The 21,536-nt window shown below is 70.0% G+C and carries 19 protein-coding genes and 1 pseudogene; 8 read left to right on the top strand and 12 right to left on the bottom strand.

Going from position 1 to position 21,536, the window contains the following annotated elements:
- The 6 genes from ABD810_RS05125 to ABD810_RS05100 form a co-directional block, all read right to left on the bottom strand.
- Window positions 1-914: glycosyltransferase family 2 protein (locus ABD810_RS05125; protein ID WP_344934811.1), on the bottom strand; the 914-nt coding region annotated here is incomplete at its 3' end.
- Window positions 911-2,344: an MFS transporter gene (locus tag ABD810_RS05120; RefSeq protein WP_344934808.1), complete on the bottom strand. Its 1,434-nt coding sequence runs from the start codon at window positions 2,342-2,344 to the stop codon at window positions 911-913. The genes ABD810_RS05125 and ABD810_RS05120, both read right to left, overlap by 4 nt.
- Entirely contained in the window at window positions 2,344-3,240 is an 897-nt protein-coding gene (gene rfbD / locus ABD810_RS05115; RefSeq protein ID WP_344934805.1) for a dTDP-4-dehydrorhamnose reductase, read from the bottom strand. Before rfbD ends, ABD810_RS05120 begins: the two co-directional genes overlap by 1 nt.
- Entirely contained in the window at window positions 3,213-4,181 is a 969-nt protein-coding gene (rfbB, locus tag ABD810_RS05110) for a dTDP-glucose 4,6-dehydratase (RefSeq protein ID WP_344934803.1), read from the bottom strand. The genes rfbD and rfbB overlap by 28 nt, the downstream gene beginning before the upstream one ends.
- On the bottom strand, window positions 4,178-5,245 hold the full coding sequence (locus ABD810_RS05105; protein ID WP_344934801.1) for a glucose-1-phosphate thymidylyltransferase: 1,068 nt from the start codon (window positions 5,243-5,245) through the stop codon (window positions 4,178-4,180). Before ABD810_RS05105 ends, rfbB begins: the two co-directional genes overlap by 4 nt.
- Window positions 5,245-6,708, bottom strand: a complete 1,464-nt coding sequence (locus ABD810_RS05100; RefSeq protein ID WP_344934799.1) for a sugar transferase — start codon at window positions 6,706-6,708, stop codon at window positions 5,245-5,247. The genes ABD810_RS05105 and ABD810_RS05100 overlap by 1 nt, the downstream gene beginning before the upstream one ends.
- Before the next feature lie 250 nt (window positions 6,709-6,958).
- Here ABD810_RS05100 and ABD810_RS05095 point away from each other — a divergent pair, with 250 nt between their 5' ends.
- Complete coding sequence (locus tag ABD810_RS05095; RefSeq protein ID WP_344934797.1) at window positions 6,959-7,714, top strand: crotonase/enoyl-CoA hydratase family protein; 756 nt, start codon at window positions 6,959-6,961, stop codon at window positions 7,712-7,714.
- Here ABD810_RS05095 and ABD810_RS05090 read toward each other — a convergent pair.
- The 3 genes from ABD810_RS05090 to ABD810_RS05080 are packed head-to-tail and all read right to left on the bottom strand — an operon-like array spanning window position 7,711 to window position 9,663.
- Window positions 7,711-8,061 carry a hypothetical protein gene (locus tag ABD810_RS05090; protein WP_344934795.1) on the bottom strand — a complete coding sequence of 117 codons (351 nt, stop codon included), beginning with the start codon at window positions 8,059-8,061 and terminating at the stop codon, window positions 7,711-7,713. The two genes, ABD810_RS05095 and ABD810_RS05090, sit on opposite strands and share 4 nt — an antisense overlap.
- Before the next feature lie 46 nt (window positions 8,062-8,107).
- Window positions 8,108-8,725 (bottom strand): GntR family transcriptional regulator, encoded by a 618-nt coding sequence (locus ABD810_RS05085; RefSeq protein ID WP_344934792.1) that lies wholly within the window; start codon window positions 8,723-8,725, stop codon window positions 8,108-8,110.
- A complete protein-coding gene (locus ABD810_RS05080; protein ID WP_344934789.1) occupies window positions 8,722-9,663 on the bottom strand; it encodes a DMT family transporter in 942 nt (313 codons plus the stop codon). The genes ABD810_RS05085 and ABD810_RS05080 overlap by 4 nt, the downstream gene beginning before the upstream one ends.
- A gap of 168 nt (window positions 9,664-9,831) precedes the next feature.
- Here ABD810_RS05080 and ABD810_RS05075 point away from each other — a divergent pair, with 168 nt between their 5' ends.
- A complete protein-coding gene (locus ABD810_RS05075; RefSeq protein ID WP_344934784.1) occupies window positions 9,832-12,204 on the top strand; it encodes a sensor histidine kinase in 2,373 nt (790 codons plus the stop codon).
- The gene (locus tag ABD810_RS05070) at window positions 12,201-12,569 is read left to right on the top strand and encodes a DUF742 domain-containing protein (protein ID WP_344934781.1); all 369 of its coding nucleotides are present in this window, start codon (window positions 12,201-12,203) and stop codon (window positions 12,567-12,569) included. The genes ABD810_RS05075 and ABD810_RS05070 overlap by 4 nt, the downstream gene beginning before the upstream one ends.
- A gap of 84 nt (window positions 12,570-12,653) precedes the next feature.
- Here the strand turns inward: ABD810_RS05070 and ABD810_RS05065 are convergent, their stop codons facing one another.
- Entirely contained in the window at window positions 12,654-13,481 is an 828-nt protein-coding gene (locus ABD810_RS05065) for a chitosanase (RefSeq protein ID WP_344934778.1), read from the bottom strand.
- Window positions 13,482-13,851: 370 nt separating this feature from the next.
- Between ABD810_RS05065 and ABD810_RS05060 the strand changes: the two genes are divergently transcribed.
- Together ABD810_RS05060 and ABD810_RS05055 are read left to right on the top strand one after the other, a co-directional pair.
- Window positions 13,852-14,061: a DUF5999 family protein gene (locus ABD810_RS05060; RefSeq protein ID WP_344934776.1), complete on the top strand. Its 210-nt coding sequence runs from the start codon at window positions 13,852-13,854 to the stop codon at window positions 14,059-14,061.
- Window positions 14,061-14,540, top strand: coding sequence for an ATP-binding protein (locus tag ABD810_RS05055; protein WP_344934774.1), 480 nt, complete (start codon window positions 14,061-14,063; stop codon window positions 14,538-14,540). Before ABD810_RS05060 ends, ABD810_RS05055 begins: the two co-directional genes overlap by 1 nt.
- A gap of 218 nt (window positions 14,541-14,758) precedes the next feature.
- Here ABD810_RS05055 and ABD810_RS05050 read toward each other — a convergent pair whose 3' ends face one another.
- The gene (locus tag ABD810_RS05050) at window positions 14,759-15,157 is read right to left on the bottom strand and encodes a hypothetical protein (RefSeq protein WP_344934772.1); all 399 of its coding nucleotides are present in this window, start codon (window positions 15,155-15,157) and stop codon (window positions 14,759-14,761) included.
- Between the two features lie 43 nt (window positions 15,158-15,200).
- Between ABD810_RS05050 and ABD810_RS05045 the strand changes: the two are divergent.
- Window positions 15,201-15,368, top strand: a pseudogene (locus ABD810_RS05045) (short-chain dehydrogenase); the annotation flags it as partial.
- On the opposite strand, the gene ABD810_RS41285 reads toward ABD810_RS05045, so the two are convergent.
- Window positions 15,359-15,475, bottom strand: coding sequence for a WCX domain-containing protein (locus ABD810_RS41285; RefSeq protein WP_486387622.1), 117 nt, complete (start codon window positions 15,473-15,475; stop codon window positions 15,359-15,361). The pseudogene ABD810_RS05045 and the gene ABD810_RS41285 sit on opposite strands and share 10 nt — an antisense overlap.
- Before the next feature lie 474 nt (window positions 15,476-15,949).
- Here ABD810_RS41285 and ABD810_RS05040 point away from each other — a divergent pair, with 474 nt between their 5' ends.
- Entirely contained in the window at window positions 15,950-17,332 is a 1,383-nt protein-coding gene (locus tag ABD810_RS05040) for an aspartate aminotransferase family protein (RefSeq protein ID WP_344934770.1), read from the top strand.
- 43 nt (window positions 17,333-17,375) lie between these two features.
- Window positions 17,376-21,446, top strand: coding sequence for a Pls/PosA family non-ribosomal peptide synthetase (locus ABD810_RS05035; RefSeq protein WP_344934768.1), 4,071 nt, complete (start codon window positions 17,376-17,378; stop codon window positions 21,444-21,446).
- Window positions 21,447-21,536: the final 90 nt, after the last annotated feature.

Below are 21,536 nucleotides of genomic sequence, written 5' to 3'. Positions count from 1 at the left end.
CACTTGGCGCGGACGGCCCACAACTCGGCCCAGTCACCGCGGCGGGCCGTCGGACGTCCCTGCCGCTCCATGTCCGGCGGAGCCACGCGGCGGCTCAGCGCCGCCCTGAGCCAGACGCCGAACAGCAGCAGGGAAGCCCCGAGGCCGCGCAGCCCGCGAGGCAGGTGCCGCCGGACCACGGTGGCCTTGCCCGTGAACAGGAGCACCAGCTTGCCCAAACTGGAGGAGGACATACCGCCGGGATGCACGAACACGGCCCGGTCGGTCACCATCGGCCGGTAACCGGCGGCTCCGGCACGCAGGCACAGGTCGGCGTCCTCTCCGTACATGAAGATGCGGGTGTCGAACCCGCCCACCTCGTCCCACGCGCGGCGGCTGACGAGCATGAGCGCCCCGGTGACGATCGGCACCCGCCGCTCGCCGGTCCACAGCACGGGGGACTCGGGGTCGAACAGGGCGCGCCCGGGGAAGGCCGTGGAAAGGCCCGTGGCGAAGCAGAACACCGACCACGGCGTGGGCCGTCCCCACCACGACCGGGGGTCGTTCTCCCCGGTCTCGGTGACGCAGCGGCCGCCGACGATCCCGGCGCGGGGATGGCGCCCGGAGCAGTCGAGCAACGCCTCGAACGCCTCGGGCTGGACCTCGGCGTCGGGGTTGACGAACACCAGATGGCTCCCTCGCGCCACCTCGGCTCCCGCCACGCAGCCTTCGGCGAAGCCGCCGTTCACGCCTCTGGCCACGACCTCGGCCCACGGGGCGGCGGCCCTGGCGACCTCCACGGTGTCGTCGGGCGAGTTGTTGTCGACGACGATCACCTCGGCGTCCAGGGCCTTCACCGCGCGCTCCACCGCCGCCAGACAGCGAGCGATGTATCCGGCGCTGCGGTACGTCACGATGATCACAGACAGGTTCATCCGCGCACCTTCCTGAGCAACGGAACGGCGACGACGAGCGCGACGCCAAGGCCGGCCGCCATCACCTTCACGGCCATTTCGGATCCGCCCGCCGTCCACAGCACGCCGAAGGCCCACGAGGCGGCCATCATGCCGAGCGCCTGACCGGTCTGCACGACGGCCAGGCCGGTGGCGCGCCGCTCCTCCGGCAGCAGGGGTCCGGCGAGCGCGCTGACCACCCCGTCGGTGGCCCCGTAGGACAGGCCCCGCAGCACCAGCGCCGCGACCAGGACCGCGGGGCCGGGCGGGAGCAGGACCAGGCCATAGCAGGCCAGCAGGGCGAGGTACCCGCCGATCACGACCGCCGACCGGCCGACGCGGTCCGCCAGCCGCCCCAGCGGCACGGCGGCGAGCAGATAGGCGGCCGCCACCCCCACGGGGAGCAACGGCAGCCAGCCGGCGTCGATGTCGAGCCTGCGCTGCAACATCAGGTAGAGGAACGAGTCGCTGACGGTCGCGAGGGACAACGGCAGCATGGCGAGCAGAACGCGGCGGAACGGCCTCTCCCGCACGAGGTCCAGCGCCCCGCGCAGCGACACCTTCTGCCGCTCGCGCGCGGGCCGCCTCGCCGCGCCACGCCCTCGGTCGCCCGCCACCGCCGTACGCCCGCGATCACTCGCCGCGTACGTGCCTGACGCGACGCGCCGGCCCACCACGCCGCCCGGTTCGTGGACGAACAGCACCAGGACCAGCACGCCGATCACGGCGACCAGCGAGCTCACCACGAAGACCGCGTCGTAGTCGTTGGCGCCGCCCACGGCGGCCACCACGCCGAAGGCGGCGAGCGGTCCCATGAGCGCGCCGGCGGTGTCCATCGCACGATGCAGCCCGAAGGCCCGGCCCTGCGCCTCGGGCGCGGCGCTCAACGAGATCATCGCGTCCCGCGGCGCCGTACGGAGCCCCTTGCCCGCGCGGTCGAGGCCGATGACCAGGCCGATCAGCGGAAGGGACCGCCCGGCGACCAGGTAGCCGATCTTGCAGACGGCCGACAGGCCGTACCCGACGCCCGCCACCAGCTTGCGGCGATGGAAGCGGTCCGCGACGTGCCCGCCCACGAGGCGCAGCACGGCCGTCGCGCCGGTGTAGACACCGTCGAGGAAGCCGAACTGCATCGGGCTCAGCGAAAGCTGGTAGATGAGGTAGAGCGGCAGGATCGCCGTCACCATCTCCGAGGACACGTCGGTGAACAGGGACACCAGGCCCAGCGCGACGACGTTCCCCGTGAGGACGCGCCCCGGGCCACCGCCCGGTCCCGCGCGACCCGGCCCGGCGCCCGGCGGCGTTCCACCATCGCCGCCCGGACCGTCCGGCGACGGTGCGCCGTCTCCGCCCGGTGCATCCGGTGACGTCTCCTTCCCGGCGTCGGCCCGGCGCGTCTCCGACAGATACATCAGGCGTGGCCTCCGACCATCGACGGCCACGCCGCGTGGAGGGCCTCGCGCCAGTGGCGCATCGGGGACATGCCGGCGGCGGCCCACCGGTCGTGGCCGAGCACGCTGTAGGCGGGCCGGGCGGCCGGGCGGAGGAAGGCGGCGCTGCCTGTCCGCCTGACCCGGCCGGGATCGGCGCCGAGCAGCATGAAGACCTCGCGGGCCAGGTCGTACCAGGTGGCCTGGCCTGAACTGGTGGCGTGGTAGACCCCGGGCGGGGAGTCGGCGCGCGTCAGCCGTACGAGCTGCGCGGCGAGGTCGCCGGTCCAGGTGGGCTGGCCGAACTGGTCGTCCACCACCTCGACGGTGTCCCGCGTGCGCTCCAGGGCGATCATCGTCTGGACGAAGTTGCGGCCGGACGCGCCGTACAGCCAGGCGGTCCGCACGACGTATCCCCTCTCGGGCAGCACCTCCAGCACGGCCCGCTCGCCCGCCAGCTTGGTGCGGCCGTAGGCGTTGACCGGCGCGACCGGGTGGTATTCGGCGTACGGTCCGCCGGCCGTGCCGTCGAAGACGTAGTCGGTGGAGATGTGGAACAGGCGGGCGCCCAGGTCTTCGCAGGCGAGGGCCAGCGCGCGCACGCCGTTGCCGTTCACCGCGAGCGCGTCCACCTCGTGGGCCTCGGCGTCGTCCACGGCCGTCCAGCCGGCGCAGTTGACCACGACGTCGGGGCGCTCCCGGAGGATCACCTGCCGCACGCCGTCGGGGTAGCGCAGGTCGAGGCGGTCGCGCCCGTACGGCAGGACCTGCGGCGAGGCCGGGTCCTTCGCCAGCTCGGCGACCAGGGCCGATCCGAGCATGCCGGTCGAGCCGGTGACCAGCAGCCGGTTCACCGAGCGCCCTTGAGTTGCTTCCACCAGGCCTCGTTGTCGGCATACCACTTGACGGTCGCGGCGATGCCCTCGTCGAACCCGGTCTCGGGGGCGAATCCCATGCTCCGCAGCTTGGAGTCGTCCAGGGAGTAGCGGCGGTCGTGCCCCTTGCGGTCGGGCACGCGTTCGACCGAGCTCCAGTCGGCTCCCAGCTGGTCGAGGATCCGCTGCGTGAGCTCCAGGTTGGTCAGCTCCGCCGTGCCGGCGATGTGGTAGATCTCTCCCGGCTGGCCCCGCTCGGCCACGACCTGGATGCCCCGGCAGTGGTCGTCGACGTGGATCCAGTCGCGCACGTTGCCGCCGTCCCCGTAGAGCGGGATCTTGCGGCCTTCGAGGAGGTTCGTCAGGAAGAGCGGGATCACCTTCTCCGGGAACTGGTACGGCCCGTAGTTGTTGCCGCAGCGGGTGATGGACACCGGCAGGCCGTGCGTGACGGCGTAGGCCATGGCGATCAGGTCACCGCCCGCCTTGGCCGCGGAGTACGGCGATCGGGGGTGGAGGGGGGCGTCCTCGGTCCAGGAGCCCTCGTCGATCGACCCGTAGACCTCGTCGGTCGACACCTGGACGACCTTGGGCACGCCCGCCTCCAGGCAGGCCTGCATCACCGTCTGCGCCCCGAGCACGTTGGTACGTACGAAGGCGGCGGGGCCCTCGATCGACCGGTCGACGTGGGACTCGGCGGCGAAGTTGATGACCAGGTCGTGGCCGGGGACGACGTCGGCGAGCAGCGCGGCGTCGCAGATGTCGCCGTACACCAGCTCGTAGCGCCCCTCGACGGGATCCAGGTTGGCGAGATTGCCCGCGTAGGTCAGCGCGTCGAGCACGGTCACCGTGGCGCCGGCGAAGGCCGGATAGCCGCCCGAGAGCAGAGTGCGGACATAGTGGGACCCGATGAAACCGGCGCCGCCGGTTACCAGAAGCCTCATGAACTGATCTGTACCTTGCTGTGGTCACCGAGCACCAACCGGTGGGCTCTGGGCGTATTGGGAGCGGGCGTGACCTCGACGTCGCGCCCGATCAGGGACGCCTCGATCCGGCGAACCCCGTAGATGGACGCGCGCCGCAGCAGGATCGAGTACTCGATCTCGCTGTCCACAACCTGACAGTCCTCCGAGATCGAGGTGAACGGCCCGATGTAGGAGTCCTTCACAACGGAGCCCGCTCCGATCACGACTGGGCCGACGACGCGCGAGCGGGTCACCTCCGCCCCGGCCTCGACCACGACCCGGCCGATGATCTCGCTGGCGTCGTCGACCGTGCCCTCAAGCCGCTGGTCCAGGACCTCCAGGAGGAGCCGGTTGACCTCCAGCATGTCGGTGACGTTGCCGGTGTCCTTCCAGTAGCCGGAGATGACCGTGGACTCGACCTGGTGCCCGGCGTCGAGGAGCCACTGGATGGCGTCGGTGATCTCCAGCTCGCCGCGCCAGGAGGGCTTGAGCGCGGAGACGCCCTCGTGCACCGCCGCGGTGAACAGGTAGACCCCGACCAGGGCGAGGTCGCTCTTGGGCTTCTTGGGCTTCTCCTCCAGCCCGACCACCCGCCCGGCGGCGTCCAGCTCGGCCACGCCGAACTGGCGGGGGTCCGCGACGCGGGTGAGCATGATCTGGGCGGCGGGACGTTCGTCGAGGAAGCGCTTCACCAGCGGCTCGATGCCGCCGACGATGAAGTTGTCGCCGAGGTACATCACGAAGTCGTCCTCGCCCAGGTAGTCGCGGGCGATCAGCACCGCGTGGGCCAGCCCGAGCGGGGCGTCCTGGCGGAGGTAGGTCACCTCCAGGCCGAACGCCGACCCGTCGCCGACGGCACCCTTGATCTCCTCGTAGGTGTCGCCGACGACCATGCCGACCTCGCGGATGCCCGCGGCGGCGATGGACTCGAGCCCGTAGAACAACACAGGCTTGTTGGCCACCGGCACGAGCTGCTTGGCGGAGGTGTGGGTGATCGGCCGGAGGCGTGTGCCGGACCCACCCGCGAGCACGAGCGCCTTCACTAGTAAGCCCCTCCACCACGGGTGACGGCAGACCATGTCTTCCACAGGATCTGCAGATCGAGAATGAGCGACCAGTTCTCGACGTAACGCAGGTCGAGGCGGACCGACTCGTCCCACGTCAGGTCGGATCGTCCGCTGACCTGCCAGAGGCCGGTCATGCCCGGCTTGACGACGAGGCGCCTGCGCACGTCGGTGCCGTACAGGGCCACCTCCTGCGGAAGCGGCGGGCGCGGTCCGACCAGCGACATCTCGCCGCGCACGACGTTGAGGAGCTGGGGCAACTCGTCCAGCGAGTACCGACGGAGGAACCCGCCGACACGGGTGATCCTTGGATCGTTCCTCATCTTGAACAGCACGCCGTCGAACTCGTTGTCCTCCAGCAGGTCGAGCTTGAGCCTTTCGGCGTCCTGCACCATCGTGCGGAACTTGAAGACCTGGAACTCGCCGCCGTCGCGCCCGACCCGCGTCTGCTTGAACAGCGCGGGCCCGGAACTGGTGGCCCGGACCAGGATCGCGATCACCACCATGGGGATCGCGAGCACGGTCAGCGCCACCGTCGCCACGAGCCGGTCGAACAGGCTCTTGACCACCTGGCGCGTCCCGTCGAACTCCGGATGCTCGACGTGCAGCAACGGCATCCCGGCCACCGGGCGGATGCTCGTACGAGGACCGGCGACGTCCATGAGCGCCGGGGCCACGAACAACTCGGTGCCCTTGGTCTCGATGCTCCAGGCGAGCCGGCGCAGCGCGGCGCCGTCCAACTCGGGGCAGGCGAGGACCGCCACCGCGTCCGCCGAGACCTTGTCGGCCACGGTGCCGACGTCGGCGAAGTCCCCGTAGACGGGGACGCCGTCGATGTCGAGGCCGTTGCCGGGGAACTGGCCGGGCGGCAGGCACGCCGCGACGACCCGCATGCCGTGGTACGGCTGGCGCCGGAACTGCATCACCAGGTCGAGCACGGCGGTCCTGTGGCCGACGGCCACCACGCGCCGGAGGTACTCTCCATCGGCACGACGCCGGTGCAACCGCTTGCGCATGCGGAAGCGGAACACCAGCGTGAGGACCGTCGCCAGCGGCAGCATCGCCATCACGTAGCTTCTTGCGATCATGGTCTGGGTGGCGTAGGCGCCGATCGCGACCGCGGCCGTCATCCCCACGCCGCCGTCGAAGACGGCGCGGAACTCCTCGCTCCCTTCTCCGTGGCTCTTCTCGCGGTAGACCCCGGCCAGTGCCATGGCACCGGGCCAGGCCAGCGCGAGGCCGAACCCGAACAACAACTCGGACCACGGGATGAAGGCGCCCACCCAGAGCCTGAATCCCATGACCACCTCACAGGCGATCATGGCGCATGCCATGTCGCCCGCCAGAAGAGCCCGCATATAGGAGCGCGTCCAAATGCTCGACGCCGTCAGCGGGCCCGCGTCGAGAAGCACGGCAGCGCGCTCCTCCAACCCCACCCTCATGCCTACCTACCCCTACCCCTGCCCTGCTCCTGCCGGACCGTGCAGATAACAGACGGCCGTTGCGCCCCTTTGGTTGACACACGACACGGAAACATCATGAGCGCGGGTACCCGTTCAAATACTAAAGATCATTATTAACGAGCGATATAGGCGGGCAATGGCCACATTAGGCCTCGATCCATGGAAGGCAGTTCCTTGACGGAACGGTCCAAACGCGTGTAGGAAGCGCCGGCCTCGTTACATTCGGCACATGTCTGGAATCCATGTAGAGCGGTCCGGCCTGGTCACGACCGTCGTCCTGTCCCGTCCCGAGGTTCGCAACGCGGTCGACGGGCCCACCGCGACCGCCCTCGCCGAGGCTTTCCGCGAGTTCGAGGACTCCGACGCGGCCGTGGCCGTCCTGTGGGGCGCGGGGGGCACCTTCTGCTCCGGCGCGGATCTGCACGCGGTCGGCACCGGCCGGGGCAACCGCGTGGAGGAGACCGGAGACGGGCCGATGGGCCCCACGCGCATGCGCCTCACCAAGCCCGTGATCGCCGCCGTCGAGGGTTACGCGGTGGCCGGGGGCCTGGAGCTGGCGATCTGGTGCGACCTGCGGGTGGCCGCCGAAGACGCGACGTTCGGGGTGTTCTGCCGCCGCTGGGGCGTTCCGCTCATCGACGGCGGCACCGTACGGCTGCCCCGGCTCGTGGGCGCGGGACGTGCCATGGACATGATCCTCACCGGACGCGCCGTGGGGACGGAGGAGGCCCTGCGCATGGGCCTGGTGGACAGGGTCGTGCCGCCGGGGACCGCGCGGGCGGGCGCCGAGGACCTGGCCCGCCAGATCGCCGGCCTTCCCCAGGTGTGCCTGCGGCAGGATCGCCTCTCGGCCCTGGAGCAGGACGGGCTCTCGGAGGAGGAGGCCATGCGCAACGAGCTTCGGCACGGGCTGGTCTCGCTGCGTAGCGGGATGATCGAGGGCGTCGAGCGTTTCCGCACGGGAGCCGGCCGCCACGGAGGCTAGTCGTACTCGAGGTCCGGGAGCGGCGAGGGCGGATCAGGACTTCGCCACACCACCACGTAGCTGGGGGCGGCGGCCGTGAACGCCTCGCTCAGCCGCTCGAGATCGAACTCGGGGAGGTAGCGCAGCCTCGCCAGGAACGTGGCGTCGGTCGCCGACCGCGGCACCACACAGCCCTGACCATCGCGATCGAGCAGGACGATCAGGATGTCGGATTCCGTGACGCCGCCGACGCGGACCTCGACGACGTCCTCCCACGCGAGGGCTTCGACACTGCCGTCGGCGTAGTGGCGGGTGACGCCCTCTTCGGTTACGTAGACATACGAATCCGGCACTGAGTTGCCGTGCATGGGCGCGATTGTGACGACTCACGAGCACTCCATGCAAGAGAAGTCGCTAATCAGCGCCCCAGGTGTGATCCAAATGGGCCGCCACGGCACGCCGCGCCACCTCGGCTGGGCCCTCGGCGATGGCGTCCAGCAGTTCTCTGTGCTCGGTGACCAGCCTGTCCCTGTCCGGATACACGGCGCGGAGCCGTACGAGGCCGAGCCGGGTCTCCGAGGCGAGCGCGGCGTAGAGACGTTCCAGCCTGGGGCTGCCCACGGCGAGGATGAGCTCCTCGTGCAGCGCCATGTGCTCGGCGACGACGTCCGCCCAGGGCGCCTCGGCGGGAAGCCCGGCCATACGGGTCAGCGCCCCCTCCGCGGCGGCCACCCGGCGGCCCGCGAGCCGCACCGCCATGAGGTCTTCCAGCGGCCGCCGGACGTACATGAGATCGTCCAGGTCGCCGGTGGTCACCTCCGGCACGTAGGCGCTCCGGTTGCGCTCGCGCCGCAGGAGCCCTTCGTGGACCAGGACGGCCAGGGCCTCCCGGACGGTCGGGCGCGCCACTCCGTACAGGGAGGAGAGCTCCTGCTCGGGTAACGCCGTGCCGGGGGCGATCTCACCGGAGAGCACCCGCGTGCGCAGGGCGCCCGCGAGCGCGTCGACCGTCGAGACTGGACGCAGTTTCACGCCGACGATTGTGCCCGTTCCTGAGCCGGGGGTCGCGCCGGTCCCGGCGCGGCGGACCCGGCGCGTTCGGGGAGGGCGACCACGACCAGCCCGGCGCCGAGCAGGACGAGCCCGGCCCACGACACGGCCGTGAGCCGCTCGTGCAGGACGGCCAGTCCGAGCAGCGCCGCCACGGCCGGCTCCGCGAGGGCGAGGGTCGCCGCTCTCGCCACCGGAGTGGTGCGCAACCCCCTGCCATAGAGGTAATAGGAGAGAGCGGTCGTGGCCAGGCCCAGATAGAGGGCGGTGAGCAGCCCGCGCGGCTCGCCCAGCCAGGCCGTGCCTCTCCAGAGCAGGATCGGCAGCATGACCGCCGCCGCACCGCCGAACAGCACGCCCATCACCGCGCCGGATGGGGCTCCGGCGGTGATCGCCCGCGCGGCGGTCACCGCGTAGAAGCCGTAGAGCAGCCCGCCCGCCAGCGCCAGCAGCACGCCGGCCGGATCGACGCCCACCGCCTCTCCCCCCGACACCAGGGCGGCGCATCCGGCGACGGCGGCGGCGGTCGCGAGGGTCCAGCGGCGGCCAGGCCGCCTCCGGTCGTACAGCCAGGAGAGAAGGCCGGTGAAGACCGGCCCGCTGCCGATCGCGACCACCGTGCCGACCGCGACCCCGGTACGGCCGACGGCGGCGAAGTAGCAGAGCTGGTACGCGGCCACGGCGCCCGCCGCGGCCAGCAGCGGCAGCGGACGCCCACGAGCGAGCAGGCTCCGTGTGGCCGGACCCGCCGCCACGGCGAGGACGAGGCCGCCGATCACCAATCTGGCCGCCGCGAGCGCAACCGGGTCGGCCGGTCCGGAGAGGGCGAGCGTCCCCGCCGTGCCGGCCGTGCCCCACAGGATTGCGGCGGCGACCACGGCGGAAGCGCCGGTACCGGCCGTGCGAGAGGTCCCTGTCATAGGCAATATTGTCTGACAACCGGACAAGAATTGCCAGACCAGTTGGTGCTCCTACTTCGAATAGGACCCGTTTTGTTGCTTTAGAGCCCTACCTCCACCTCACCCCCGTTGATACTGTTTCGCCACCAATAACCCGCGAGTAACGATGCGGTTCCCCTGCGAGGTCACATGGGCGGGCGTAAGAGGTCCATCAAGTTCAAGATCCTGACCTTGGTACTGGTACCACTGGTCTCCCTATTGGGGATCTGGGCTTTCGCGGCGACCATCACCATCCAAGGCGGCCTGGACCTGCTGAAGGTGCGGACGGTCTTTGACAATGTCATCGTGCCGTCGCGTGCGGTGATGACGGAGATCCAGCACGAGCGCTACCTGTCACTGCTGTACCTCGGGACAGGCTCTTCCGACCGCAGCGAGCTCGACACGCAGCGGGAGAAGACCGACCGGGCGCGTGCCGCGCTCGAAAGGCTGGCGCTCGCCCCGAACGTCCAGGAAGTGACGAGCGCTCCGCTCCTGCAGCGGACCACCGAGCTCATCACGGTCACGCGCAGGCTTCCGGAGATCCGGGCACGAGTGGACTCAAGGAGCTTCACCCGGCTGCTGACCCTGGACGCCTACCGCCTGATCACCGACGCCGTCGGCCGCGTCTACGACAAGCTGGGCGGCGTCACCAGCGACACCGAAGGCGAGCCCACGCGCGCCATCGTCCTGCTGGGCCGCAGCCGGGAGCTCATGAGCGAGGAGGCCGCGCTGCTCGCGGGCGCGATCGCGGGGGGCTCGTTCACCGGCGAGGAGCGCACCGCCTTCACGGCGATGGTCACCAAGCGCCGGCTCCTCTACGACATGGGCTTCCAGCGGCTGGACGAGGAGCTGCGCCAGCCCTACCTCGTCCTGCAGAACTCCCCCGCCTTCGCCCGGTACGCCTCGATCGAGGACCAGGTCATGCAGGACGTCAGGCCCGGAAGGCCCCTGCCCGGCTCGGCGGCGACATGGGGATCGACGGTCCAGACCCTGGCCATCACCTTCGACAGGCAGGCCGGCGTCGCCTCCGCGAAGATCACCGAACGCGCCGGCCCCGCCGCCGCGACGATCCTGTGGCGGATCGGCCTCGCCGCCGGGCTCGGGCTCATCGCGGTCGCGCTGTCGCTGTTCGTCTCGATCCGCTTCGGCCGGCACATCACGGCCGAGCTGGTGTCCCTGCAGCGTGCCGCGCTCAACCTGGCACACAACAGGCTGCCCGGGGTGGTCCAGCGGCTTCGGCAGGGCGAGGACGTCGACGTGGCGGCCGAGACTCCTCCGATCGCCGTCGGCAGCACCGAGGAGATCGTGAGCGTCGGCAACGCCTTCACCACCGTCCAGACGACGGCGGTCGAGGCCGCCGTCGGGCAGGCCGAGATCCGCAAGGGCGTCAGCAAGGTGTTCCTCAACCTCGCCCGCCGCAACCAGTCGCTGCTGCACCGGCAGCTGGCCATGCTCGACAGCATGGAGCAGCGGGTCACCGATCCGGAACTGCTCGACGAGCTCTTCGGCATCGACCACCTGACCACCCGCATGCGGCGCCACGCGGAGGGTCTGATCATCCTCTCCGGCGCCGTCCCCGGGCGCGGGTGGCGCAACCCGGTGCCGCTGTACGACGTCGTCCGCGCGGCCGTGGAGGAGGTCGAGGACTACCTGCGCGTCCAGGTGATCGTGCCGGAGAACATGGCGATCTGCGGCGCGTCGGCCACCGACGTCATCCACCTGCTCGCCGAGCTGGTGGAGAACTCGACGATCTTCTCGCCCCCGCAGACCCACGTCGAGGTCCGAGGCGAGCAGGTGGCCAGGGGCTTCGTCATCGAGGTCGAGGACAGAGGGCTCGGCATGAGCCCCGAGGAGATGGACCTGATCAACCAGAGGCTGGCCAATCCGCCGGAGTTCGATCTGGCGGACAGTGACCGGCTGGGCCTGTTCGTGGTGGGCCGCCTCGCCGCCAGGCGCGGTATCCGCGTCTCGCTGCGCGCGTCCCCGTACGGCGGGACCACGGCGATCGTGCTCATCCCCGATGGCCTGGTCACACCGGCCTTGTCCGGCCCCGGCCAGCACTCGGTGGAGCGGATCCCCGCGGCGGAGGCGGAGCTCCCGCCCGGCGACGGCCGTGGCTTCGCCGGCGCCGTGGCGTCCGGGAACGGCTACCCGAACGGGAACGGCAACGGCTATCCGAACGGGAACGGTCACCCGAACGGCAACGGGAACGGCAACGAGAGCCGCCTGCCGACCCGGAACCGTCAGGCGGGCGATCATGCCGGCGGCAACGGGACGGGGGGCGGCCGGACGCCCGGTCTTCCCCACCGGGTGCGGCAGGCGAACCTCGCGCCCCAGTTGCGAGAGGCCGGCCAGCCCTCCGCCGAGAGTGCGCCGGCGCACACGCCCAGGCATCTGGGGCCGCTCGGCAACCCGCTGGAAGACCCGCTGGACAACCCGCCACTGCAGCCGTCCCCTGACATGTTCTCCTCGTTCAGAGCAGGCTGGGAACGCGCGCATGAGGGGGAGGGGAACATGTCATGAGCGACGGTGAGCGCTGGCTCGACCAGGACGCCGGTCCTCTGGTCCGCCCCTACACCGTCACGCGCGGGCGCACCCGGCCCTCGGGCCCCGCGTTCGACATGGTCGCGATCGTCAGAGCCGTGGCCGGCGCCAGGCCCGTGACCGGGCTCGGCCCTGAGCACCTTCGCGTCCTGCGGATGTGCGTTGAGCCGATGTCGGTGGTCGACCTGGCCTCCGAGAGCGGCCTGTCGCTGGGCGTGGTCCGGGTGCTCCTGGGCGATCTACGGGACCAGAAGCTCGTCACCGTACGCCCTCCGGCCAGCATCTCGCAGTTGCCGGAGGAACGGCTCCTGCGAGAGGTGATTCAAGGGCTGCAGGCCCTGTAGAGGCACAACCGGCGTCACCGCCGAAGCGGCGCTCATAGCCGGTGGGCCCCCTCTGGAGATCAGAGGGGGCCCACCGCGTGTCCGCTACTTGCTGATGGTGTAGCGGTCGCCGTACACCTTCCAGGTCAGCGGCGGGTCGAGGTCGAGGTTCCCGGCCTTCAGGAAGACCCTCTGCGCGGTGTCCACCCGGCTGGTGTCGCTGTGCGCCTCTTCGGTCTTCATCGCGGCCTTGCGGGCGTCGAGGAAGGCGTTGAGGTACGCGGTCTGGTCACCGCCCTGGGCGGGGGTCCTCGCCTTCTTCAGGGCCGTCTTGCGGATGCCGCCGAAGCTGACGGCGTCGTCGCCGGGGCCGTGCATGACGATGGCGTCGTAGTAGATGAACTGGCCGAGGGCGCGCAGGCCGTCCTTCTTGGCCTGCTGGACCGCGGGGCCGAAGTAGACCCTGTCGCGCTCGGAGTCCTGCGCCGCCTGGAAGGCGGCGTCCTTGGCGGCGATCTTCCAGTCCTTGGTGAAGCCGGGATCGAGCCCCTTGTGCGAGTCGCTTCCGTTGACCTCGCGCAGCGCCGGAAGGTACTTGGCCAGGACGTTGCCCGGGCTCTTCCTGGTGTACAGCTCGACGAGGTCGAGCATGTCTCCGGTGCCTGAGCAGAAGCCGATGATCCCGGCCGTGTACCCGCGACCGTCGTCGATGTCCTCGATGTACTTGTACTGGGCCTTCCAGTCGAGGGAGGAGTTCTCCGCGCTCGACACCAGCCGCATTGCGATGTCCTTCTTGTGCGGATCAGTCAGGTCCACTGCGGCGGCCGCCACGGACGTACGGGCGGAGGGGGCCTGGCCGTCCGTGTGTGCCGTCGCCGCGCCGCAGGCCAGAGTGGGCACCAGGGCCGCGGCCAGCATGGGTGCGAGAAGCACCGCTCGCCGGGAGGATCGCCTTGCCGGGGGGGTATGCACCTGTCTCTCCGTTCCCGCCACCAAGACGGAGCCGTCCTCGTGGGATCGTTAGGAAAGTTTTCTAACGAATACAACCACCACCCCGCCCAGGGCGTCAACGATCTCCGCAAAGGTGGGCGGACAGGCCCGGAGGAACCACCTCTTTGACCCTCATATCCGGCCAGGTCAGCCACGGTCATGGCCAAGGTAAAGAATATGTACCTATTTGCGTCATATGGGTACTGTTATAGGTAGTTGTCCCGTTACTAGGTATGTACTAGCCGAGACATGCTCGACGTGTTGGTAAAGAACGCGACCTAGCAGAAGATCGACTTGGATTAAGGTGCAAGCCATGTGTCAACACCAGCCTCAGTGCCCGCCCGCGACCGCCGTCGACCACGACGCGGCATGCCTGGTGGCGTTCCACCCCGAGCAGGGGTGGGGACTGCTTTGCAACGGTGTTGTGGTCTTTGACGACACGGGTGAGCTTCTGCCGGACGGACGCAGCATCCCCGACCACCGCGTCACCTACGGACGCGTGGCTTACGCAGGGGCGGCCTGATGACGGCGATCGACCAACTGGCGGCACGAAGGCACACCGGCAACGGGCACACCCCCGCGGTGCTGTACCTCGGCGCCGGGCGCCGCGGCACCCGAACCTCGTGGGTGCTGCTTCCCGAACCGGCCACCGTGCCCAAGATGCGGAAGCGTGTGCGCCACCAGCTCGCGGAATGGGGCGTCGGCCACGATGCCGACGTCGTGGAACTGCTCGCCAGCGAAGTGGTCACCAACGCGATGCGCCACGCGTGGGTAGCGGTCATGACCATCTCCATGAACGAAGGCACGCTGCGTTGCGAGGTCCAGGACACCAACCCCGCCCGGCCACAGGTGCGGGAGGCCCACGAGGGTGACGAGGGCGGCAGAGGCATGTACCTCATGGAAGCGCTTTCCAGCTCCTGGGGCTGCTACCGGGTACCGGCGGGCAAGGTCGTCTGGTTCGAGATGGCCCGCACCGCCGAGCTGGAAGCAGCAGCCGGATGACCCCGTCGCCCGAGGCCGGACCGGCCGCCCGCACACTTGAGAACGGTTAGAGCGATGAACGACAGCCCGAGACGGAGTGGCCGGCCGGGCGAGGGATCAGCCCTCGCAGGCACCCGGCACAGACTCCGGGCCCCCCGACGCATTCAGGTTCGCAAGCCCCAGAGACGCTCCGCCGACGACGCCCAGGACCTGCGCACCCCCTCAGGACGGATGCTTCCCTACTGAGGCGTGGCCGCACGCGAGAACTTCCCCTTCTCCCCGGGATGGGCGGGCCCGTCCCCTCGGGCCTGCCGACTCCCCCTCGGGTCTTCGGACCCGCCCCTCCGGGCCTCCCAGCCCGTCCCCTCGGGCCTGCCGGCTCCCCCTTGGGTCTTCGGACCCGCCCCTCCGGACAGCGGCGTGCCCACCGTTCGCCAGACCTCCGCCAGGATCCCCAGCAGCCGGGCCGCCCGTTCGTGATCTCCCTCACTGGCGGCGATCCAGGCCAGCACCTCCATGTTGGCCCCCATGCCCAGCCAGTCGGCGAGCGAGCTGTTGAACCGCAGGCTCTCCTTCTCCAGGCGGTCGGCACCCCGCGACTCGCCCTGACGCCAGACCTCGATCCCGAGCGCCATCATGGCGTACGCCCGGTGCCAGCCCTCCCCACGGGATTCGCAGACAGCCGCCGACCCCGACGTCGCCCGGTGGAACGGCCGGTCGCTGTCCAGCGGCGGGCTGGCCCAGGTCTACGGCTACACCGACCTGGACGGCAGCCGCCCGGACGCCTGGCGCTACCTCGCCGAGGTGGTCGATGGCGACCGGCCCGCCGACGTCACCGGCTACCGCTGACCGCCGTACAGCGCCGCCATCCGCGCGGCGGCGTCGCCCACCTGTGCGCGCAGCCCCGGCGGGTCGAGCACCTCGGCGTCCGGGCCGAACCGAAACCCGATCGCCAAGACCTGCCGGCACCGGCCATCTCGTTCGCCGCCTCCTGTCCCGCGGGTGATGGCCTCACGCCGGTGAACAAGGAACGATCACATTCAGGAGAACCAGTTTTGGCGTTTACCGCTGATGCTGGATTTTTTGTTTACCCCCCGATGGCATTGGGTGATCAGGGGTGAGGTTTGCGCGCTCTGAATCGCCCGCCCGGCGGTTATCGGGGAAAAGAAAGGCGGTGTCCGGGCGCCCGTCCGGAAACCGGCCGAGTCCAGCCGGACATCAGTGCTGTTGGGGTGTTTGTACAGGTACAGGCGGTGGAACCGTATCCGTAGACCTACGGCCATGATTCGTAGATAGCGTCGTTCTCTGTAGGCACCGGCTGATATGGGCGAGATATGTGTGGTTAGTCTGTGATGGTGAGATAGACGATTTAGCACGTCGGCACTCCTGAAAGGATCCAGCACGTCGGCAGCCTTGAGAGGAGCGCCCCGATGAGTCTGGCCGATCACATCGCCAAATCCGGCACGTTGACACATCCCTATGTTGAGAGTGACCTTCCGGGTCCGCGTTCCGCCGCACTGCTGGCCCGGCAGGAGCGGCGGGAGTCGAACGCGCGGACCTACCCGCGCCGCCTTCCCATCGCCATCGCGGATGCGTCAGGCAGCTTTCTGCGCGACCTCGACGGCAACACCTTCATCGACTTCCTGACCGGCGCGGGTGTGCTGTCGCTGGGGCACAACCACCCCGAGCTGGTGCGGGCCGTGACCGCGCAGCTCACCCGGCTCACCCATGGGCTGGACTTTCCGACGCCGGCCAAGGACGAGTTCACCGGTGCCCAGTTGTCCATGCTGCCGCCCGGAATGCGCGACCGTATGAAGCTCCATTTCTGTGGCCCCACCGGCGGCGACGCCGTCGACGCCGCGATCAAGCTGTGCAAGATCGCGACCGGCCGAGGTGACGTCGTGGCCTTCCAGGGCGGTTTCCACGGCAGCGGTCACGCGGCGATGGCGCTCAGCGGGCTCGTCAGCCAGAAGCGGCCCGTGCGCAACGGCGTCCCGGGCGTCCATTTCTTCCCCTACTCCTACTGCACGCGCTGCCCGATCGCTCTGGCCCCCGACACGTGCGACGTCAACTGCGCCGGGCACCTGGAGCAGTCACTGCGGGACGGCAACGGCGGCGTCGCGCCGCCGGCCGCGGTCATCCTGGAGATGGTGCAGGGCGAGGGCGGGGTGATTCCGGCACGCAGGGAGTTCGTGCAGCGGGTGCGGGCGCTGACCCGCGAGCTCGGCGTCCCCCTCATCGTGGACGAGGTTCAGACCGGGTGCGGGCGCACCGGCACCTGGTTCGCCTTCGAGCAGTACGGCATCGAACCCGATGTCATCGTCGCGTCCAAGGCTCTGAGCGGCATCGGCGTCCCGGTCGCGATCATCATGTACGACGAGCGGCTCGACGTCTGGGCGCCCGGCGCGCACATCGGCACCTTCCGCGGCAACCAGCTCGCGTTCGCCGCGGGAACCGAGGCGGTCCGGATCGTCCGCCGCGACGACGTGCTGGGAAACGTCCGCCGCCGGGGCGAGCAGATCGCCGATCGGCTCGCCAAGCTGCCCAACAACCCCTGGGTGCGGGAGGTGCGAGGGCTCGGCCTGATGTGGGGGGTGGAGCTGGCTGATCCGAACGACGGAAGCCCGGCCACCGCGCTGGCGCACGAGGTTCAGTCCGCCGCGTTGCGGCGGGGTCTGATCATCGAGCTCGGCGGGCGTGGCGACTGCGTCGTACGGATCCTTCCGCCCCTGAACGTGACCGCCGAGGTCGTGGACGCCGCTTGTTCCATCCTCGTCGACGCCATCGACGAGTGCTGCCTGATGGCGGCCTGAGCCGGTTCGGCACCACGGGGTTGTGGCGGTTGATGGAGGCAGCATGACCAGACAGGCCGACGTCCAGGAAGCCCGGCGCCCTGATCCGCGGAGCGCGGGGGCGCCGGTCGAACACGTGCTGGTCGGCGCGAGGGGGCCTCGGGCGCGGACCGGGGAACGGCTCCAGTCGCTGTACGAGGAGCAGTGCGACCGCCTGCGCGCGGGCGGCCGGGGGGACCAGGTCGCGGTGGACACCGGCGACGCCGTGCTCACCTACGACCAGGTGGACGCACGGGCGAACCAGCTCGCCCGGCACCTGCTCAAGCGGGGCGCCGGGCCAGGCGACCGCATCGCCCTGCTGTTCGACCAGGCCGTGCACTCGTACATCGGCATGCTCGCCGTACTGAAGATCAACGCGGCGTACGTGCCGATGGACGCGGGCTTCCCGCCCGACCGGCTCACCTACATCGTCCAGGACGCCGGCGTGCGTACGGTGCTGTCCCTGTCGCACCTGCGCGACAGGGTCGAGCACGTCGACGCCGCCATCCTGTGCGTCGACGACGCCGAGGACCTGCTCGCCGCCGAGGACGACCGGCGTCTCACCGGCGGGGAGACGGGCGAGCCGGTCGACGAGCTCTGCTACATCATCTACACCTCCGGCTCGACGGGCCGGCCCAAGGGCGTGGCGATCGAGCACGCCGCCATCTGCAACTTCGTCCGCGTGGCCGTCGCGACCTATGGGATACGCCCGCAGGACCGCGTCTACCAGGGCATGACGATCGCCTTCGACTTCTCGGTCGAGGAGATCTGGGTGCCCCTGCTGTCCGGAGCGACGCTGGTCCCGAGGCCGCCGGGCGTCACGCTGCTCGGGCACGAGCTGGGCGAGTTCCTCCGCGCCCGCCGCGTGACCGCGCTGTGCTGCGTTCCCACCCTGCTCGCGACCCTCGACCGGGACCTTCCTGACCTGCGCTTCCTGCTGGTCTCCGGGGAGGCGTGCCCGGCCGACCTGGTCGAGCGCTGGCACCGGCCCGGCCGCACGTTCCTCAACGTGTACGGCCCGACCGAGGCCACCGTCACCGCCACCTGGAAGGCGCTCCGCCCGGGGGAGCCGGTGACCCTCGGCGTGCCGCTGCCCACCTATTCCGTCGCCATCCTCGACCCGGCCACGTCGCGGGTGCTCGCCCCTGGGGAGCTGGGTGAGATCGGCATCGCGGGCGTCGGGCTGGCGAGGGGATACGTCAACCGCGACGACCTCACCGACCGGGCATTCATCCCGGACTTCCTCGGGATACCGGGCAATCCATCTGGCCGCATCTACCGGACCGGAGATCTCGGCCGGATCAACGGCAAGGGCGAGATCGAGTACCACGGCCGCATCGACACCCAGGTCCAGATCCACGGGTACCGCGTTGAGCTGGCCGAGATCGAGTCGGTCCTGCTCCAGGTGCCGGGGATCGCGCAGGCGGTGGTCGACACCCACGAGCCGGAACCCGGCGTGGTCGAGCTCGTCGCCTACTACAGCCCGCGCGAGGGCACCTCCGGCATCGGCCAGGAGGACATCTACCGATGGCTGCGCGGGCGGCTTCCCGGCTACATGATCCCCGCCTACGTGGAGCAGCTGCCCGACATCCCGATGCTGCTGAGCAACAAGGCCGACCGCAAGAACCTGCCACCGCCCACGGGCCCCCGCTGCCTGTCCACCGGCCATCCGTACGTGGCCCCGTCGACCGCCGCCGAGAGCCTACTCGCCGACACGCTGGCCGGCGTCGTGTGCCTCGACCAGGTGTCGGTCGACAGCCACTTCTTCGAAGAGCTGGGGGCGAACTCGCTGCTCATGGCCAGCTTCTGCGCCCGGGTCAGGGATCGTGCGGACCTTCCCCCGGTGTCGATGAAGGACGTCTACCTGCACCCCACCATCCGGAGCCTGGCCGCGGCCCTTGAGAGCGCGGCGCCCTCGTACGGAGCGCCCGCCCCGGCTCCGGTGGCGGCGCCGGCCGGCACGGCGCGGTACGTGCTGTGCGGGGCCCTGCAGCTCCTGCTGTTCCTCGTGTCCAGCTTCCTCAGCGCGCTGGTGCTCGCCGGCTGTTACCACTGGGTCTCCGCCGCCACCGAGCCGGTCGGCGTCTACCTGCGGTCGCTGGTGGCCGGTAGCGCGATCTTCATCGGCTGGTGCACGATCCCGATCGCGGCGAAGTGGATGCTCGTCGGCCGCTGGAGACCCGGCGAGACGCGCGTCTGGAGCCTGGACTACGTACGGTTCTGGGCCGTCAAGACCCTGGTCCGGCGCAATCCGATGGTCATGTTCGCCGGCTCGCCGCTCTATGTGCTGTACCTGCGAGCGCTGGGGGCGAAGATCGGCCCCGGAACCGTCATCCTGTCCAGAAACGTTCCGGTATGCACAGACCTGCTGACCATCGGCGCCGGCACCGTCATCCGGAAGGACTCGTTCTTCACCTGCTACCGGGCCCGGTCGGGGCTGATAGAGAGGGGCCCGGTGACCCTGGGGAACGACGTGTTCGTCGGCGAGGCCACGGTGATCGACATCGGGACCACGATCGGCGACGGAGCCCAGCTCGGCCACACGTCCTCACTGCACTCCTCCCAGTCCATCCCCGACGGGGACCACTGGCACGGCTCCCCGGCCCAGCCGGCCACCACCGACTACCGGACGGTCGAGCCGGCCGACTGCGGCACACTGCGAAGGGCCCGCTTCGCGACCCTGCAGCTGCTGAGCATTCTGGTGGTGTACCTCCCGCTGACCATCGGTGGCGTCTACCTGCTGGGCACCCGGCTGCCCAGCCTGGCCGAGCTCTGGACGGCCTCGCCCGCGCCGGGCCCCGGCGGGCCTCAGCTGTACCAGGACGCGCTGGCCGTCTCCGGGGTGCTGTTCTTCGGCGCCATCCTGATCGGGCTTGTGTACGTGGTCACCGTTCCCCGCCTGCTGAACCGGGCCCTCACGCCGGACAAGGTCTATCCGCTCTACGGCTTCCACTACTGGGTGCACCGGACGATCGGGCGGACCACCAACACGAGGTTCTTCATGTACCTCTTCGGCGACAGCTCGTACATCGTCACCTACCTCCGATGGCTCGGCTACGACCTCTCCACCGTCCAGCAGACGGGCTCGAACTTCGGCCTGGAGCTCAAGCACGAGACGCCCTACCTGGCCTCCATCGGCAGCGGCACGATGGTCTCGGACGGACTTTCGATCATCGACGCCGACTTCTCCAGCTCGTCGTTCCGTGTCTCACGGACCTCGATCGGCGCGCGCACCTTCGTGGGGAACGACGTCGCCTATCCGTCCCAGGGCAGGACGGGCGACAACTGCCTCCTCGCGACCAAGGTGATGATCCCCATCGACGGACCCATCCGGCAGGACGTCGGGTTGCTGGGCTCGCCGTGCTTCGAGATCCCGCGCTCGGTGCAACGGGACGGCAGGTTCGACGACCTGAAGTCCGGCCAGGAGTTCCGCCGGCGCCTGTCCGCCAAGAACCGGCACAACCTGGTGACCATGGTCATCTACCTGCTCGTGCGGTGGATCCACCTGTTCTGCCTCACCCTGATGACCCTGTTCGCCCTCACCCTGTACGACCTGCTGGGCCCGGCGGCCATCGCCGCGGACATCGTGTGCGCGCTGGTGTTCACCACCGGCTACTTCGTGCTCGTCGAACGCGTCGCCATCCGGTTCGGGAGGCTGGAGCCGCGGTTCTGCTCGATCTACCAGCCCTACTACTGGTGGCACGAGCGCTACTGGAAGCTCAGCGCGACGACGCACCTGGACGTGCTCAACGGCACCCCGTTCAAGAACATCTTCTGGCGGCTGCTGGGCGTGCGACTGGGCCGCAGGGTGTTCGACGACGGGGCGTACGTGCCGGAGAAGACCCTGGTCGCCATCGGTGACGACTGCACGCTGGCGGAGGGCACCTTGATCCAGGCCCACTCGCTGGAGGACGGAACCTTCAAGTCCGACCACATCGTCATCGGGGCCGGCTGCACCATCGGGATCAAGGCCCTCGTGCACTACGGCGTGCGGATGGGCGACGGCGCCGTCCTCGGCCCCGACTCCTTCCTCATGAAAGGCGAGGAGGTCGCTCCGCACGCCCACTGGCGCGGCAATCCGGCGGTACAGACCTGACGCAGGACGGCCGGCGCCTCTGGCAGGTGTCCGTCGACACGCTAGCCTCCTGACACGCGGGCATCGCGCCCGTACCGATCGCTTCATCCG

The organism is Sphaerisporangium flaviroseum (assembly GCF_039537005.1).
GTDB lineage: Bacteria > Actinomycetota > Actinomycetes > Streptosporangiales > Streptosporangiaceae > Sphaerisporangium > Sphaerisporangium flaviroseum.
This window is presented reverse-complemented; position numbering and strand designations above follow the sequence as displayed.

Excerpts from the sequence above, each read along its gene's own strand:
- ABD810_RS05120 (WP_344934808.1), bottom strand. The coding sequence starts at position 2,344 with ATGTATCTGTCGGAGACGCGCCGGGCCGACGCCGGGAAGGAGACGTCA.
- rfbB (WP_344934803.1), bottom strand. The coding sequence starts at position 4,181 with ATGAGGCTTCTGGTAACCGGCGGCGCCGGTTTCATCGGGTCCCACTAT.
- ABD810_RS05100 (WP_344934799.1), bottom strand. The coding sequence starts at position 6,708 with ATGAGGGTGGGGTTGGAGGAGCGCGCTGCCGTGCTTCTCGACGCGGGC.
- ABD810_RS05095 (WP_344934797.1), top strand. The coding sequence starts at position 6,959 with ATGTCTGGAATCCATGTAGAGCGGTCCGGCCTGGTCACGACCGTCGTC.
- ABD810_RS05090 (WP_344934795.1), bottom strand. The coding sequence starts at position 8,061 with ATGCACGGCAACTCAGTGCCGGATTCGTATGTCTACGTAACCGAAGAG.
- ABD810_RS05080 (WP_344934789.1), bottom strand. The coding sequence starts at position 9,663 with ATGACAGGGACCTCTCGCACGGCCGGTACCGGCGCTTCCGCCGTGGTC.
- ABD810_RS05075 (WP_344934784.1), top strand. The coding sequence starts at position 9,832 with ATGGGCGGGCGTAAGAGGTCCATCAAGTTCAAGATCCTGACCTTGGTA.
- ABD810_RS05070 (WP_344934781.1), top strand. The coding sequence starts at position 12,201 with ATGAGCGACGGTGAGCGCTGGCTCGACCAGGACGCCGGTCCTCTGGTC.
- ABD810_RS05060 (WP_344934776.1), top strand. The coding sequence starts at position 13,852 with ATGTGTCAACACCAGCCTCAGTGCCCGCCCGCGACCGCCGTCGACCAC.
- ABD810_RS05055 (WP_344934774.1), top strand. The coding sequence starts at position 14,061 with ATGACGGCGATCGACCAACTGGCGGCACGAAGGCACACCGGCAACGGG.
- ABD810_RS05050 (WP_344934772.1), bottom strand. The coding sequence starts at position 15,157 with ATGATGGCGCTCGGGATCGAGGTCTGGCGTCAGGGCGAGTCGCGGGGT.
- ABD810_RS05040 (WP_344934770.1), top strand. The coding sequence starts at position 15,950 with ATGAGTCTGGCCGATCACATCGCCAAATCCGGCACGTTGACACATCCC.
- ABD810_RS05035 (WP_344934768.1), top strand. The coding sequence starts at position 17,376 with ATGACCAGACAGGCCGACGTCCAGGAAGCCCGGCGCCCTGATCCGCGG.